Source organism: Amycolatopsis sp. NPDC114484, assembly GCF_055633755.1.
In genome coordinates this window covers 1-13717 of the sequence record NZ_JBVKDQ010000029.1, presented here as the reverse complement: position 1 = coordinate 13717, position 13717 = coordinate 1, and the positions used below count along the sequence as shown (strand labels likewise).

14 protein-coding genes are annotated in these 13717 nt (G+C 69.9%); 12 read left to right on the top strand and 2 right to left on the bottom strand.

Annotation, left to right across the window (positions count from 1 at the left end; genetic code table 11):
* The first annotated feature begins 27 nt into the window (after nt 1-27).
* The 7 genes from mihF (at nt 28) to ACZ7SW_RS39905 (ending at nt 7294) form a co-directional block, all read left to right on the top strand.
* Nucleotides 28-345 (top strand): integration host factor, actinobacterial type, encoded by a 318-nt coding sequence (gene mihF / locus ACZ7SW_RS39935; protein WP_003096398.1) that lies wholly within the window; start codon nt 28-30, stop codon nt 343-345.
* Nucleotides 342-1013, top strand: a complete 672-nt coding sequence (gene gmk / locus ACZ7SW_RS39930) for a guanylate kinase (protein ID WP_470235555.1) — start codon at nt 342-344, stop codon at nt 1011-1013. The genes mihF and gmk overlap by 4 nt, the downstream gene beginning before the upstream one ends.
* Nucleotides 1010-1279: a DNA-directed RNA polymerase subunit omega gene (gene rpoZ, locus ACZ7SW_RS39925; RefSeq protein WP_020658117.1), complete on the top strand. Its 270-nt coding sequence runs from the start codon at nt 1010-1012 to the stop codon at nt 1277-1279. The genes gmk and rpoZ overlap by 4 nt, the downstream gene beginning before the upstream one ends.
* Entirely contained in the window at nt 1272-2504 is a 1233-nt protein-coding gene (gene coaBC, locus ACZ7SW_RS39920) for a bifunctional phosphopantothenoylcysteine decarboxylase/phosphopantothenate--cysteine ligase CoaBC (protein ID WP_470235554.1), read from the top strand. Before rpoZ ends, coaBC begins: the two co-directional genes overlap by 8 nt.
* Before the next feature lie 89 nt (nt 2505-2593).
* Entirely contained in the window at nt 2594-3796 is a 1203-nt protein-coding gene (gene metK / locus ACZ7SW_RS39915) for a methionine adenosyltransferase (protein ID WP_470235553.1), read from the top strand.
* 255 nt (nt 3797-4051) lie between these two features.
* Complete coding sequence (locus ACZ7SW_RS39910) at nt 4052-6151, top strand: primosomal protein N' (protein WP_470235552.1); 2100 nt, start codon at nt 4052-4054, stop codon at nt 6149-6151.
* 597 nt (nt 6152-6748) lie between these two features.
* Nucleotides 6749-7294 carry a GNAT family N-acetyltransferase gene (locus tag ACZ7SW_RS39905; protein WP_470235551.1) on the top strand — a complete coding sequence of 182 codons (546 nt, stop codon included), beginning with the start codon at nt 6749-6751 and terminating at the stop codon, nt 7292-7294.
* Nucleotides 7295-7298: 4 nt separating this feature from the next.
* Here ACZ7SW_RS39905 and ACZ7SW_RS39900 read toward each other — a convergent pair whose 3' ends face one another.
* Together ACZ7SW_RS39900 and ACZ7SW_RS39895 are read right to left on the bottom strand one after the other, a co-directional pair.
* On the bottom strand, nt 7299-8432 hold the full coding sequence (locus ACZ7SW_RS39900; protein ID WP_470235550.1) for a hypothetical protein: 1134 nt from the start codon (nt 8430-8432) through the stop codon (nt 7299-7301).
* The gene (locus ACZ7SW_RS39895) at nt 8429-9496 is read right to left on the bottom strand and encodes a helix-turn-helix domain-containing protein (RefSeq protein ID WP_470235549.1); all 1068 of its coding nucleotides are present in this window, start codon (nt 9494-9496) and stop codon (nt 8429-8431) included. Before ACZ7SW_RS39895 ends, ACZ7SW_RS39900 begins: the two co-directional genes overlap by 4 nt.
* A 253-nt stretch (nt 9497-9749) precedes the next feature.
* On the opposite strand from ACZ7SW_RS39895, the gene ACZ7SW_RS39890 reads away from it, so the two are divergent.
* The 5 genes from ACZ7SW_RS39890 to ggt all read left to right on the top strand — a co-directional run bounded on the left by ACZ7SW_RS39890 (nt 9750) and on the right by ggt (nt 13543).
* A complete protein-coding gene (locus ACZ7SW_RS39890; RefSeq protein WP_470235548.1) occupies nt 9750-10370 on the top strand; it encodes a hypothetical protein in 621 nt (206 codons plus the stop codon).
* A gap of 34 nt (nt 10371-10404) precedes the next feature.
* Nucleotides 10405-11067 (top strand): Crp/Fnr family transcriptional regulator, encoded by a 663-nt coding sequence (locus tag ACZ7SW_RS39885; protein ID WP_470235547.1) that lies wholly within the window; start codon nt 10405-10407, stop codon nt 11065-11067.
* 71 nt (nt 11068-11138) lie between these two features.
* Nucleotides 11139-11471: a hypothetical protein gene (locus ACZ7SW_RS39880; protein WP_470235546.1), complete on the top strand. Its 333-nt coding sequence runs from the start codon at nt 11139-11141 to the stop codon at nt 11469-11471.
* Nucleotides 11468-11698, top strand: a complete 231-nt coding sequence (locus tag ACZ7SW_RS39875; protein ID WP_470235545.1) for a hypothetical protein — start codon at nt 11468-11470, stop codon at nt 11696-11698. Before ACZ7SW_RS39880 ends, ACZ7SW_RS39875 begins: the two co-directional genes overlap by 4 nt.
* A 39-nt stretch (nt 11699-11737) precedes the next feature.
* Nucleotides 11738-13543, top strand: a complete 1806-nt coding sequence (gene ggt, locus ACZ7SW_RS39870) for a gamma-glutamyltransferase (RefSeq protein WP_470235544.1) — start codon at nt 11738-11740, stop codon at nt 13541-13543.
* The last annotated feature ends 174 nt before the right edge of the window (nt 13544-13717 follow it).

Below are 13717 nucleotides of genomic sequence, written 5' to 3'. Positions count from 1 at the left end.
CAGATGTGAGAACTACCGGAGGAAAACGTGGCACTTCCCCAGCTGACAGAGGAACAGCGTGCTGCGGCGCTGGAGAAGGCCGCCGCCGCCCGCCGCATCCGTGCTGAGCTGAAGGAGCGGCTGAAGCGGGGCGGTACCACTCTGGTCGACGTGCTGAAGCAGGCCGAGGAGAACGAAGTCCTCGGCAAGATGAAGGTTTCGGCCTTGCTCGAGGCGCTCCCCGGCGTCGGCAAGGTGCGCGCCCAGCAGACGATGGAACGACTGGAGATCGCCCCCAGCCGCAGGCTCCGCGGGCTCGGCGACCGGCAGCGCAAGGCGCTGCTGGCCGAGTTCAGCGGCGAGTGAGCGGCGTCGGTCAGGACTACCCGGTGACCCGGGGCGCCGACCGCGGCGGTGAGCCGGGGGCAGGAGACATCTCCCGCCCCCGGCTCACCGTCGTCTCCGGCCCTTCCGGCGTCGGGAAGTCGAGTGTGGTGGGACAGCTGCGCCTGCTCGAGCCGAACCTGTACTTCAGCGTTTCGGTGACGACGAGGGCGCCGCGGCCGGGCGAGGTCGACGGAAACCATTACCACTTCGTGGATTCCGCCGAATTCGACCGGATGGTGGCCGGGAACCGGCTGCTGGAATGGGCCGAGTTCGCGGGCAACCGGTACGGCACGCCGCGCGAGCCGGTGGAGAAGGCGCTGGCGGACGGCCGCCCGGCGGTCCTGGAGATCGAACTGCAGGGCGCCCGGCAGGTCCGGGCCGCGATGCCGGAGGCGCGGCTGGTCATGCTGATGCCGCCGTCCTGGGAGGAACTGGTCGGCAGGCTCACCGGCCGGGGCACCGAGACCGAGGCCGCGGTGGCCGCCCGGCTGGCCGAGGCGGAACGCGAACTGGCCGCGGCCGGGGAGTTCGACGAGCGGGTCGTGAACGCCGACGTCGAGGTCGCCGCGCGGCGGTTGCTAGACTTGATTACCGGCGGTGGCGATTCTGCCGCCGATCGATGTGACGATACGGAGCACCACGAGTGACTGTGCAACAGGCGACGCTGGAAGAGCTCGAAGGCATCACCAACCCGCCGATCGACGACCTGCTCGAGAAGGTCTCCTCGAAGTACGCGCTGGTGATCTACTCGGCCAAGCGGGCCCGGCAGATCAACGACTACTACGCGCAGCTGGGCGAGGGCCTGCTGGAGTACGTCGGCCCGCTGGTCGAGCCCGGTCCCCGGGAGAAGCCGCTGTCGATCGCGCTGCGCGAGATCCACGGCGGGCTGCTCGAGCACACCGAGGGTGAATGACGCCAAGCCCAGGGTCGTCCTGGGCGTGGGCGGCGGCATCGCCGCCTACAAGGCGTGCGAGGTCCTGCGGGGCCTCACCGAATCCGGGCACGACGTCCGCGTCGTGCCCACCGAGGCCGCGCTGAACTTCGTCGGCGCGGCGACCTTCGAGGCACTGTCCGGCAACCCGGTGCACACCGGGGTCTTCACCGAGGTGCCCGAAGTGCAGCACGTGCGGGTCGGCAAAGAGGCCGACCTCGTGCTGGTCGTCCCGGCGACCGCGAACCTGCTGGCCAAGGCCGCGCACGGGCTCGCCGACGACCTCCTCACGAACACCCTGCTCACCGCCCGGTGCCCGGTCGCCTTCTTCCCGGCGATGCACACCGAGATGTGGGAGCACCCGGCCACCCGCGACAACGTGGCGCTGCTGCGCTCGCGCGGCCTGGTCGTCACCGAACCCGCCGCCGGCCGGTTGACCGGCGTCGACACCGGCAAGGGACGGCTCGCCGACCCTGCCGAGATCGTCGACCTGGCCCGGCTGCTGCTCGCCGAACCGCGCGCGCTGCCGCGGGACCTAGAAGGCCTCCGCGTGGTGATCTCCGCGGGCGGCACCCGGGAGCCGCTCGACCCGGTCCGCTTCCTCGGCAACCGCTCGTCCGGCAAGCAGGGCTTCGCCCTCGCCCGGGTCGCCGCGCAACGCGGCGCCGAGGTCACGCTGGTCGCCGGGCACACCGACGAACTGCCGTCCCCGGCGGGCGCGACGCTGCAGCGCGTGTCCACCGCGGAAGAAATGCGCAAAGCGGTGCATTCCGCCGCCGCGGACGCGGATGTCGTCGTGATGGCCGCCGCGGTCGCGGATTTCCGGCCCGCGACGCTGGCCCAAGCCAAGATCAAGAAGTCCGACGACAGCCCGGACCCGGTCATCACGCTCGACCGCAACGCCGACATCCTCGCCGAACTGGTGCGGGGCAAGCGGGACGGGCAGGTCGTGGTGGGGTTCGCCGCGGAAACCGGCGACGAGAACGGCAGTGTGCTGGACCACGCCCGCGCCAAGCTCCGGCGCAAGGGCGCGGATCTGCTCGTGGTCAACGCGGTCGGCGACGGAAAAGCGTTCGGCACCGAGGACAATTCGGGCTGGCTGCTCGCCGCGGACGGCACTGAGCAGGTCATCTCGCAGGGCGCTAAAGCCCGGCTGGCGGCCACATTGTGGGATGCCGTAACAGCGTTGATTGAACGTCGACTCTAGCTACAGGCCCGCTGGGTAGGGTGGGCTGTGCCAGGAGCGCCTGAAATCCGGTGGGGCGCCATCGCTTGACCGAGGGAAGTGACGAGGTCGTGTCTGCGTCCACGAAAAGGCTGTTCACGTCGGAATCCGTGACTGAGGGCCACCCCGACAAGATCTGTGACGCCATCAGCGACTCGATCCTCGACGGCCTGCTGACCAAGGACCCGCGCAGCCGGGTCGCCGTCGAGACCCTGATCACGACGGGCCAGGTGCACGTCGCGGGCGAGGTGACGACCGAGGCGTACGCGGACATCCCGACCATCGTGCGGGACGTCATCCTGCGCATCGGCTACGACTCGTCGGCCAAGGGCTTCGACGGCAACTCCTGCGGCGTGAACGTGGCGATCGGCTCGCAGTCCCCGGACATCGCCCAGGGCGTCGACACCGCGTACGAGTCGCGCGTGGAATCGGACGAGGACGAGATCAACCGCCAGGGCGCGGGCGACCAGGGCCTGATGTTCGGCTACGCCTGCTCGGACACGCCCGAGCTGATGCCGCTGCCGATCGCGCTCGCGCACCGGCTCTCGCGGCGGCTGACCGCGGTCCGCAAGGACGGCGTGCTGCCGTACCTGCGCCCGGACGGCAAGACCCAGGTCACCATCGAGTACGCGGGCGAACAGCCGGTGCGGCTCGACACCGTCGTGGTGTCCACCCAGCACGCGGACGGGATCGACCTGGAGCAGATGCTCGGGGTCGACGTGCGCAAGCACGTGGTGGAGCCGGAGCTGGCCGAACTGGGCCTCGACACCGACGGCACCCGCCTGCTGGTGAACCCCACCGGCCGCTTCGTGATCGGCGGCCCGATGGGCGACGCCGGGCTCACCGGCCGCAAGATTATCGTCGACACCTACGGCGGCATGGCCCGCCACGGCGGCGGCGCGTTCTCCGGCAAGGATCCGTCCAAGGTGGACCGTTCCGCCGCGTACGCGATGCGCTGGGTGGCCAAGAACGTGGTCGCCGCGGGACTGGCCGGACGGGTCGAGGTGCAGGTGGCGTACGCGATCGGCAAGGCCGCCCCGGTGGGCCTGTTCGTCGAGACGTTCGGCACCGAGACGGTCGACCCGACCAAGATCCAGTCGGCCATCAGCGAGGTCTTCGACCTGCGCCCCGCCGCGATCATCCGCGACCTGGACCTGCTGCGCCCGATCTACGCCCCGACCGCCGCGTACGGCCACTTCGGCCGCCCGGACCTGAACCTCCCCTGGGAGAGCACCGCCCGCGCAGACGCCCTGCGCTCGCTGGTCGGCGCCTGACCCGTTTTTGTCCGTGAAGGGCTCCTTGAGGGAATCAGATTCCCTCAAGGAGCCCTTCACGGCTCTCGGGCCAGGCCGAGGCCGTGTTCCCCTCACGGCCCTCCCGCCCAGCCGCACCCGCCCCGCATAACCATCGAGGCACCCAGCCCCTCCCGCGCACCCCCGAACCGTCAGCACAATCCAGCTTCGGGGTGCCCCGCGCCGCACCTTCCCTCGACGACAAGAGTGTCGCCCCCGTCTGGTAGAGATCTCCAAGTGACCAGCTCCGAACCCACCCCCCTATGGGACCTCCCGGAGCCTCCGCGCTCCACCCCGGAGCCGAAGGCCACCCCGGCGAAGAAGACACCGCCCAAAAAACCCTCCCGCAAGGGCCAGCAAACCCCCGCCCCGGAACTCCCCGTCGCGAAGATCGCCGTAGACATCCCGCTGGCCCACCTGGACCGCACCTTCGACTACCAAGTCCCGGAAAAACTGCACGAATCCGCAGTCCCCGGCTGCCGGGTCCGAGTGCGCTTCGCCGGTCAACTGGTCGACGGCTACCTCATCGAGCGCACCGACACCACGGAGTACGAGCGCAAACTCGCCTATCTGGAGCGGGTCACCTCAAGCGAACCCGTACTCCCGCCCGCTCTGCACGCGGTCTGCCGCTCGGTAGCCGACCGCTACGCCGGAACCCTGTCCGATGTCCTGCGCCTGGCCCTGCCCCCTAGGCACGCGAAGACAGAAGGCGAACCGCCAGCGGAACCGGCGCCGACACCGGACGCGCCGGACGTCTCCGCCTGGTCCCGCTACCAACGCGGCGAAGCGTTCCTGGAAGCCGTAACCGAAGGCGGCCCGGCCAACGCGGTCTGGCAAGCCCTCCCCGGCGAGGACTGGCCCCGCCGCCTGGCCGAAGCAGCCGCCACCGCGGCGTCGCAGGGCCGGGGCGCGGTCTTGGTGGTCCCGGACTACCGCGACCTCACCCGAGTGCACGACGCGTGCATCGAACTGGTCGGAGAACAGGGCGTCGCCGCTCTGATCGCCGGTTTGGGACCAGCCGAGCGATACCGTCGCTGGCTTTCCGTGCTGCGCGGCGCAGTCCGCGTGGTCGTCGGCACTCGCGCGGCGATGTTCGCTCCCGTCAAGGATCCCGGTCTGTTCGTGGTCTGGGACGACGGGGACGACCTGCACCTGGATCCGCATGCCCCGTATCCGCACGTACGGGATGTGCTGATGGATCGGGCCCACGCCACGAAATCGGCATTCCTGGTCGGCGGATTCGCCCGGACCGCCGAAGCGCAGCTGCTGGTGGAATCCGGCTGGGCGCAACAGATCCAGGCCGATCGCGCCGAACTCCGCGCCGCCGCCCCGCGCGTGACCCCGGTCGGCGAGGACTTCGACGTAGCGCGCGACGAAGCCGCCCGCGTCGCCCGCCTGCCCGCGGTCGCCTTCGAAGCGGCACGCCAAGCTTTCGCCGCCGGATTGCCGGCTTTGGTCCAGGTCCCGCGCCGCGGCTACGTCCCCGGATTGTCCTGCGGCCAATGCCGGACGCCCGCCCACTGCCGCCGCTGCGCCGGTCCGCTCGCGCTGCCCGGCGGTTCGGTGGACGGCGCCCCGCGCCCGCCCGCCTGTCGCTGGTGCGGCGTTCCGGAGACCGCTTTCCGTTGCCCCGCTTGCGGTTCCGTCCGGCTGCGGGCAGTCGTCGTCGGCGCGAAACGCACCGCCGAGGAACTGGGCCGGGCTTTCCCCGGGGTACCGGTCCGAACCTCCGGCGCCACCGAGGTCCTCGCGACTGTCCCCGGCCGCCCGGCTCTGGTGGTCTGCACGCCGGGCGCGGAACCGGTCGCCGAAGGCGGTTACGGCGCGGCGCTGCTGCTGGACGGCTGGGCGTTGCTCGGACGTCAGGATTTGCGTGCCGCGGAAGAAACTCTCCGCCGCTGGATGGCCGCCGCCGCGCTGGTCCGCCCGGCCTCAGGCGGGGGCCGGGTGGTCGTCGGCGCGGAAGCCGGGCTGCCCGTGGTGCAGGCGCTGGTGCGCTGGGATCCGGGCTGGCACGCGAGCCAGGAACTGGAGCAGCGCCGGGAGCTGGGTTTCCCGCCCGCGATGCGGATGGCGAGCGTCGAGGGGAGCCCGGCCGCGGTGGCGAGCGTGCTGGACGACCTCCCGCTGCCGGACACCGGCGAGGTGCTCGGCCCGGTCCCGCTGGGCGATTTCGACGACGAGGGCAACGCGGAACGCGAGCGGGCGCTGGTGCGGGTGGCCCGCCGGGACGGCCGCGCCCTGGCGACGGTGGTGCGGGACGCGGTGGCCCGCCGGGACGCCCGGAAAGCGGTCGAGCCGGTGCGGGTGCAGCTGGATCCGCTGGACCTGATTTAGGTGGTTGCGCGCGGGCGGTTTCGGCGCGGAACGCGGTAGCGTGGGGAGGCTCGAAGAGCGGTCGACCCGATGCGGGTCCCGCGGGAGCCGTCCGGTTGTTCCTTGGTGCCCGGGAACCGGATTCGTTCAACTGCGTGGGCCCGCGGTTGTACGCGGTCGAAGACGCCGTGAGCCCGGCTGATGCAGGCAACCGTTCGCTGTCCCGGCGGGCCCGGACAACGCGGGGCGTGACGGGCCTGCGATCCGCTCAAACCAGCCCGCGCGCAACTGGATCCGCTGAACCCGATCTAGTCAGCCGCTAATTCCCGCACTCGCTCTCGCTCCGGAAGCGGTTTTCCGTGCTGCTGCGCGATTTCCGTTTGAACCGGTTCGTCCGGGGTGTATTGGGGAGGTGGAAACCGGGGGAGGGGCGCGGTCGCGCAGAGTAGCCGGTTGCTCCGTTCGCAGGACCGGCCTGCGGCATCTGCAGTCTTCGCGCCTACCCAGCGCACACTTACCCTTGAGGCCGGGCGGCCATGATCAGGACCGCGGCCCGGGCGGGCTCCGGGCCGGCCTCCCGCTCGCGTGCCCCGGTCCTGCGGACAGGAGTCGGCGTTGATGGGCGACGTCTCGATCCGGCCGGCTGAGCAGGCGGACCTCGCGGAGCTGGCGGAGATCCTCGGCGACCACGGGTTCTTCGAGGACCGGTTCACCCGGCAGGCGAAGGGGCTCGGCGTCCTGTTCACCGCGTGGCGCTCCGCGCGCCCGGTCGGCGCCGTGTACCTGTGGCTCGAAGACGCCGAAGAACCGCCGATCCGCGGCCATCTGCCGGGGGTTCCGCTGCTGACGCACCTGGAAGTCGCCCCGGACGCACGCAACCACGGCATCGGCGCGGCTCTCGTGCACGCGGCCGAGGACTACCTGGTCGGTCACGGCCACGCCCTCGGTGCGCTCGCGGTCCGCACGGACAACACCCGCGCCGCCCGGCTGTACGGCCGTCTCGGTTACCGCGACTGGGGCCACGGCACCGTCGTTTGCTACGCGGAGCGCGTTTCGCCCGACGGGCGCACGATTTCCGAGGCCGAACGGTGCCACGTCCTGGTGAAGGGACTGCCGGACGGCCGTCCCGCGCCGCTGGCCAGCCGCACCTGCGGCGAGCGATGAACCCTCAGGACTTGTGCACGATCTCCGAGATCCCCAGCGTGGCGAAGGCGGCGTCCGGGTCACCCGTCGCCCGATGCCGCGCACGCCGCGACCGCAGATGCGTCTGCCAGGTGTCCCGGTCCCGCTGCCAAGCACGCAGGTACCGGACGCACAGGTCCGGATCGATCAGCAGGCTGCGGCCGAGCGCGGCCTTCAGCGCATCGAGCATCCTGGTCTCGTACGCACCGGTCAGGTACGGCGCGTCCTGCACCTGGCGCAGCGTGGTGCGGATGAACGCCCGACGGCTTTCCAGGAACCTCGCCCAGTGCGCGGTGGTCGCGTCGGCGATGCTCATGCCGTTGTCCAGCAGGCAATAGATGCCCTCGGCGAGCGTGTCGCCCAGTTCCTCGGACCGGGCGCGCACGGTGTCGCGATAGGGGTCGTAGTCGTGCTGGTACGCGGCACCGGTGACCGCTGTGGCACGCAGTCCGGTCCCGCTGAGGAGAAAGAACCAGTCCTCGTTGTAGATGTCCGGGAAGAACGAGGAGAACGCGTTGCGCCCGACTGCCAGCGCGCCGCCGCCGACGAAGGTGTCCTGCTGTCCTCCGGACTCGTGGTAGGCGTGGCACACCACGGAGTTGTCCCGCATGCCGGTGTTGGCGAGGCCGACGGCCGCGTACTCGTCGAGCAGGCCGGCGGCGGCGCGCAGATCGCCAGGCTGCGCAAGGTGGATGTCATCGTCGAGGAACAGGATGCGCTGCCAGCCCGCCAATTCGGCGACGAGCACGCCGAGGTTGCGCTTGAAGCTCGTGTCGGTACGGCGCAGCAGGCGCTTCGCTTGCAGCAGCTTGCTCGTCGCGAAGGTCGGGACGAGGTCGAGGCCCGCGACTTCGTCGGTGTCGATCGCGCGGACTCGCACCCCGGCGCGCTTCGCGGCGAGCACCGCGTCGGTCGCCCGCGCGTTTTTGCTGCACAGCAACAGAAGCGTGGCGTCGACCTCGCGGGCCGCGCGGAAAGCGTCCTTGAGGTAGCCGGCGGGGCGGCCGTTGGGCACGACGATCGCGTCCAGCTGGGCCTGCGGCGCGTCCTCGGCGGCGACGCGATGCAGCAGCCGCTGGTGCGTCGTGTGCTGCGCGGGCGCTGCGACGGTCGCGGTCATGGGAGGCTCGATTCTGGCCACTCGTGCAGCCGGTTCTCTTGCAGGGTCCAGTCAGGGGTGAGCCCTTGGTTGTCGAAGACCGGGACCCGGCTGATGATGCTGAAGGAATCCGCGCCCGCGAAGCGCTGGTCGAGGTAGGCCTGGTTGCGGTCGCGGAAGCGGTGGTGGGTCAGTGCTCGTACGGCCCCGAGGGTGCCGCGGCCGTACATCCCGTTGCACACGGTCACAGTGCGCTTGCGGTTGAGCGGGCTGACGCCGTGGTAGAAGTGCGCGACGTCTTCGATCAGAGTGCCGTCGTGCAGTTTGGCGCTGAACATCCGGGTGGTCCCGTCCGCGCTGGTCACCTCGAACCCGCTGTCCAGCTGGTCTTCGTCGCCCCTGCGGCTGATCTGGCGGACCGGCACGTCGACCCGGTCGAGCAGCGCGCGGGTCTGCGGGTTCCAGTCGACGCCGCCGAGCAGCACCAGGTGCGCGGTGTACTCGTCCGCCGACAGCGTCGTGTTCTGGTCGGTGGTGCGGAAGGTGACCTTGCTCGCCGGGTTGCACGCGCGGATGTGGCCGTAGAGCTCGATCAGCGCGTCCGGGTCGGCGTAGGTGTAGAGGTTCACGTAGTCCGGGCTGGACGGATCGGTGTAGGCGACGCGGTACTTCTCCGGCAGCTGCGCGCAGACGATCACGACGTCCTGGTTCGGCGGGAAGTGCCACAGGCTGGAGGGGGCGAAGACCGGCTGGGCGGGCGGGTCGTCGAGGTCGCCGCGCAGCGCCTGCAGCTCCGCGAGCAGCTCCTTGCGGACGGTGTGCTCGTCGTCGGTCAGGTCTTCGATGTCCAGGAGGTGAAGCTCGCGGCCTTGCACGGAACGGCGAGTGGCGAAGAAGGTCGCGTATGCCTCGAGCCGCGGCTGCGGGGGCGCCACCGGCTTCGACACGTTCTCCCACGACGACAGCAGCCCGGTGCTCACGCCGAAGGCCTCGGCGAGCTGCTTCTGGGTGAGCACCACGTCGGACCAGCTCTCCTTGCGCAGGGTACGCAGGCGAGCGGCGAGCGCGGGGTTGGGCTGAGACACGACTTCAGACCCTTCAGTGAAGTTCAGCCGGGTGTGAATGGCGGGGATTCTACACCCGGGGAGCCGGGGTGGCCGGACGGGCCGGGGTGGTGTGTCGGCGGGTGTTCAGGGGTTGCCAATCTCGGACCAGGCCCGCGCCTGAACGGAAGATGTCGTGTGCGCGACACCATTGTTTCAGTCCCGGCCCAGCCTTATAGTAGCTGCTGTGAAAGTCTACTAGATTTCAGTAGCTTCCTGAAATAGGGGGGCGGTCATGGACACCTCAGCAGTACAGGCACCAGTACACCGAGCCATCGTGGTGGTCGACATCGAAGGGTCGACCACCCGCACGAACCCGGCTCGGGCGGGGCTCCGTTCGGTCCTGTTCGAGCTGCTCGACGAGGCTTTCCTGGCCGGGGGCATCACCGAGCAGTTCCGGGACCCGTTCATCGACCGCGGCGACGGCGCGCTGTGCCTCGTCCGGCCGGTCGACGAGGTGCCGAAGACGATTCTGCTCGCCCGCGTGGTGCCCGCGCTGACCGAACTGCTCGCCCGGCACGGCGACCAGGATCCCGAACTGGCCTTCCGGCTGCGCGTTTCGGTGCACGCCGGCGAGGTGCACTACGACACGCACGGGCCCTACGGCGAGGACATCGACATCGCCTGCCGGCTTCTCGACGCGCCTGACCTGAGACGCAGGCTGCGCAGCTCCTCCGGCCCGCTCGCGCTCGTCGTCTCCAACGCGATTCACCGCTCGGTGGTCCGGCACGGCTACGCCGGGATCGACCGCAGCGCTTTCACCCACGCCTACCACGTGCGCGTCGGCGGACAGCGGACGCGGGGCTGGGTCCGCACCACCGACGCCGTCCGGCCGGGAGCGGGACTGATCGCCTGAGCGGTCCGGCCGGCGACGAGGAGGGTGGACCGCTGTGGAGACGATCGGGTTCTGGCCGGCGCTGGGCGCCGCGGACCGCGCGAAACTCGAAGAGCTGTCCGTCCGCAAGGCCTACCGGCGCGGGGAGGTCCTCTGCCGCGAAGGCGAGCCGGCCTCGGTGGTGCTTCTCCTGCTGACCGGGCACGTCCGGATCACCAACGCGACGCCGGACGGGCGCGAGGTCGTGATCGGCGTCCGCGGCGCGGGCGACGTGATCGGCGAACTGGCCGTGATCGACGGCGGACGGAGGTCGGCGACAGTGCAGGCACTCGACGAACTGGACGTCCTGGTCGTGCCCGCCGCGCGGTTCGTCGCGCTGTGCCGGCGCGAGGCGGCGATCTCCTGGGCCCTGCTGCAGGTGCTGGCCGACCGGATGCGCGACGTCGGACGGCAGTGGCTCGATCTCGGCGGCGGGACGAGCACCCGCCGCGTGGCCGCGCAGCTGATGCAGCTGGCGGTGCAGCACGGCGTGCGGCGCGGCGCGGACATCGAGGTCGCGGTGCCCGGCACGCAAGCGGAACTCGCGATGACAGCGGCGATTTCGCGCGAATCGTGGGCACGGGTGACGCGGGAACTCCGCCGCCAGGGGGTGATCAGCACCGCGCGCGGCCAGGTGACCATCCACCGGCTCGCGGAATTGCGGAGGCTCGCCCGCTGAACGTGTCAGCTGACACAGATTTCCCGGCACCGCCGGGGTTTTCTGGAAACACACCACCGAGGGAGGCAGTCATGGAACCGTTTCTTCCCGCTCCTCAGCCGGTTCGCTGGCGTCGGGGGGTGTACGCGGCAGCTCTGGTCGTCCCGTTCACCGTCGCTCAGGTGTGGGCGCTGCTGGTGCTGCTGAGTTTCGAATCGTTCCACGGGCTTGCCGCGCAGGCGTTCCTGGTGATCCTCGCCGGTTCGGTCTTCGCGACTGTCGCGGGCTGGCGCTGGGTGTGGCAGCTGGGTTCTGAGCGCAAGCGCGTTCAGGCCCGTGCGGAGCTTCGCCGGCGGGCGTACGAGAACATGCGCGAATTCGGGCGCGAAGACCTTCGCGAACCGCGGATACAGGTGCGGATATGACCACCGTGCTGGCCGCCGCGCAAAGCAGCGGGCAAGGCGTCCCGGCCGGGGTGCTCGTGCTCGCGCTAGTGGTGCTGATCGCGGTGGTCCGGGTGCTGCGCTGGATCGCCGGTCTGGCGGTGAAGCTGGCCGCCTCGGTGGCGGCGATCGCCGGACTGGTCGTCGGGGCGGTGGGCGTCGGCGGGCTGGCGACCCTGACCGCGGTGGCGATGGCGGCCTCGAAATGAGTGTGGACACCGGTTCTGCCGCGGGGCAGACTCGCCCGCATGCCCACGACCGGAAAGCGAATCCTCGCGGTGCTCTCCGTGGCCGCTCTGGTGTCCACGGCCGGGGCGGCCAGCGCCTCGGCCGCCGTTCCCACTCCTAAATCGCCTGTCGCGACCGGCTATCTCGGCGCGGTGTCGAGCATCGACGCCGACGCCACGGCCATCGGCACGCAGGTGCTGCGCGGCGGCGGAAACGCCGTCGACGCGGCGGTCGCGGTCGCGGCCGCGCTCGGCGTCACGGACCCGTTCTCGGCCGGCATCGGCGGGGGCGGGTTCTTCGTGTACTACGACGCGAAAACCGGCAAGGTCCACACGCTCGACGGCCGGGAGACCGCGCCCAAGAGCGCGGACGAGAACTTGTTCGTGGAGAACGGCAAGCCGTTGCCGTTCGCGGACGCTGTGACCAGCGGGTTGAGCGTTGGGGTGCCGGGTACTCCGGCGACCTGGCGCGACGCCTTGCGCAAGTGGGGGACGCGCTCGCTCGCGCAGTCGATCGCTCCGGCGGAGCGGTTGGCGCGCAAGGGGTTCGTGGTTGACCAGACCTTCCATGATCAGGTCGCGCATAACGCTGAACGGTTTGGTGCGTTCCCCTCTACGCGGTCGTTGTACTTGCCTGGTGGCCAGCCGCCGGTGCCGGGGACTGTGTTCCGTAACCCTGATTTGGCCGCTACTTACGGGCAGTTGGCCCGGCGCGGGACGGATGCGCTGTATCGGGGGGATATCGGGGCGGACATCGCCCGGACTGTCCAGCGGCCGCCGGTTGATCCTGCTTCTTCGCTGAACGTTCGCCCGGGGAAGCTTTCGGCGGCGGATCTTGCCGCGTATCGGGCTGTTGAGCGGGAGCCTACGCATACGGAGTATCGCGGGCTGGACGTTTACGGGATGCCTGCGCCGTCGTCCGGTGGGCTTACTGTGGGCGAGGCTTTGAATATTCTGGAGAATTACGATCTTCGGGGGGCTGGCAAGGCTGATTACCTGCAGTATTTCCTGGAGGCTTCGCGGTATGCGTTCGCTGATCGGAATCGGTGGATCGGTGATCCGGCGGTGGTTGATGTTCCGGCTCGGGAGTTGCTGAGTCAGGAGTTCGCGGACGGCCGGGCTTGTTTGATCTCTCGGGATCGGGCTGGGGTCAGTCCGGTTGCGCCTGCTGATCCTCGGCATCCTCAGCCTTGTGGTGCCGGTTCGACTGGTGCTCCTACGCCTTATGAAGGGGAGAACACTACTCATCTTACTGTGGCGGATAAGTGGGGGAATGTCGTCGCTTATACGCTGACTATCGAGCAAGAGGGTGGCAGCGGGATTGTGGTGCCTGGGCGGGGGTTCTTGCTCAATAACGAGTTGACTGACTTCTCGTTCGTGCCGGTCACGCCTGGGGTGCCGGATCCTAATCTGCCTGGGTCCGGGAAGCGGCCTCGGTCTTCTATGGCTCCTACTGTGGTTTTGCGGGACGGGAAGCCGTTCTTTGCCACTGGGTCGCCTGGGGGTGCTTCGATTATTACTACTGTTTTGCAGGTTTTGCTGGGGCGGATTGACCGGGGGTTGTCGTTGGAGGAGGCTATTGCTGCTCCTCGGGCTTCGCAGCGGAATTCTGCTAAGGCGGATGTGGAGGCTGGGTTCTTGGCGCAGCCGGAGGTTACGGATTTGCGGGGGCGGGGGCAGGGGTTTTCGTCTTCTCCCGCGGAGATCGGGGCGGCTACCGGGGTCGAGTATTTGCGGGATGGGCGGTGGGTTGCCGCTGCTGAGCCGGTGAGGCGGGGGCAGGGGGCTGCTCAGGTGGTGTTGCCTTGGCGGTGGCCGGGGGAGTGAGTGGGCTCGTCGCCTGGCGGCGACATTGCTGTGGGGGTTGCGTGGGGGCACCCCGAAGCTGAGTGTGACTACGGCGCGGAGGTGCTTGTCAAGGCGGGAAAGATGCCTTGACAAGCACCTCCGCGCCGTGTTTTTGGCTTCGTATCGGGGTGCGGGGGGGTGTGGGTGCATGGT

Coding starts and splice junctions, on each gene's coding strand:
- ACZ7SW_RS39875 (WP_470235545.1), top strand. CDS start 11,468: ATGACCACCGTGCTGGCCGCCGCGCAAAGCAGCGGGCAAGGCGTCCCG.
- ggt (WP_470235544.1), top strand. CDS start 11,738: ATGCCCACGACCGGAAAGCGAATCCTCGCGGTGCTCTCCGTGGCCGCT.
- ACZ7SW_RS39880 (WP_470235546.1), top strand. CDS start 11,139: ATGGAACCGTTTCTTCCCGCTCCTCAGCCGGTTCGCTGGCGTCGGGGG.
- ACZ7SW_RS39890 (WP_470235548.1), top strand. CDS start 9,750: ATGGACACCTCAGCAGTACAGGCACCAGTACACCGAGCCATCGTGGTG.
- ACZ7SW_RS39900 (WP_470235550.1), bottom strand. CDS start 8,432: ATGACCGCGACCGTCGCAGCGCCCGCGCAGCACACGACGCACCAGCGG.
- ACZ7SW_RS39905 (WP_470235551.1), top strand. CDS start 6,749: ATGGGCGACGTCTCGATCCGGCCGGCTGAGCAGGCGGACCTCGCGGAG.